At 54.5% G+C, this 1,011-nt stretch carries 1 protein-coding gene; it reads right to left on the bottom strand.

Translation table 11 applies throughout. The features are described from left to right. Positions 1 to 93: 93 nt before the first annotated feature. Positions 94 to 915: a DNA methyltransferase gene (locus ML342_RS11535; RefSeq protein ID WP_240127167.1), complete on the bottom strand. Its 822-nt coding sequence runs from the start codon at positions 913 to 915 to the stop codon at positions 94 to 96. Between the last annotated feature and the right edge of the window lie 96 nt (positions 916 to 1,011).

Genomic DNA, 1,011 nt, shown 5'->3' with positions numbered 1-1,011 from the left:
AACCCGCCTGAAAGCGCCGGAAACGGCGCGTATACAGGGCATTGGAACGGCATTCGAGGCAAAAATCTGCCTTGGGAGACCGAGATCGAGGCGTCAGGGCGGGTTGTTCAGACCTTCCCTAGTGGTAGCCTCAAGAAAAACGGCTAAGAGCTCTTTGGGTTTGACGCTGTCAATGCCATGCGTGGCGCCAACAATGCGGCCTAGGTCAGCTTTGCCAGACTCGGCTGTTCCCGTCACATCTTCCGGCATGAAAGTCCATAGCGGAATGTGTAGCTCTTCTTCGTCATGCTCATATACTTTGGCGTATGGCTCTCCTTCGTTATTGAACGCCAAGCGCTTGCGCTTCAAGAGATCAAGAATTTCCTCTTGACCAGCCTTCCAACGCTTATCGTCTGGGGGTGTGTAACCAGCGACGTCGAAGCGCATCGTCTCTCGACGGTATCTTCCCAAGTTGGATGTCAGAATGCTGGTGACGCGAAATGATCCTAGCTCATCGGAATGAGGGTACTTGCGAGAATGCCCAGACGTCAGGGGATAGAAGGTCGTCGTAGCAGTTAGCATTCCGAAGAGGACGAACTCAGCTGAAAGCTGGGGCTTCAGCCGTGCCTCGCCCGCATTTGTGGGCTTGGCGCGAGACTTCCAAACGAAGGGCACAACGGTGCGCAGAGAGCTTGCTTTCATAAGGTACGCAAGCTTCTCAAACTCATCTTCTCCGATACTTACCGCGTATATGCCTGCGTTGGATAGAAGCCTCATGCTCAGAGCAAGACGATCGTCTAGTGCGCTCAACCATGTGCTGTGCTGATATGCATCCTTATAGGCGAACCCATCGCTTCCTGTGTTGTAGGGTGGGTCAATGTAGATGAACTTTACTTCTGAGCGATACCGCTGGAGAAATACCCAAAAGTGGTGCACGCCCTGACGGATCAGGCGGCGGCCGAGTGGGTCTGGGCGGTTGCATCATCGCGCACTTCGACGCCATCGCGGAAGCGCACGCCGGTGATCACCTTG

Origin of the sequence: Thermomonas alba (assembly GCF_022419205.1) — a bacterium.
Classification (GTDB): Bacteria; Pseudomonadota; Gammaproteobacteria; order Xanthomonadales; family Xanthomonadaceae; genus Thermomonas; species Thermomonas alba.
Note: the sequence above shows the minus strand (reverse complement) of the source record. Positions and strands in the feature narration are given on the sequence as shown.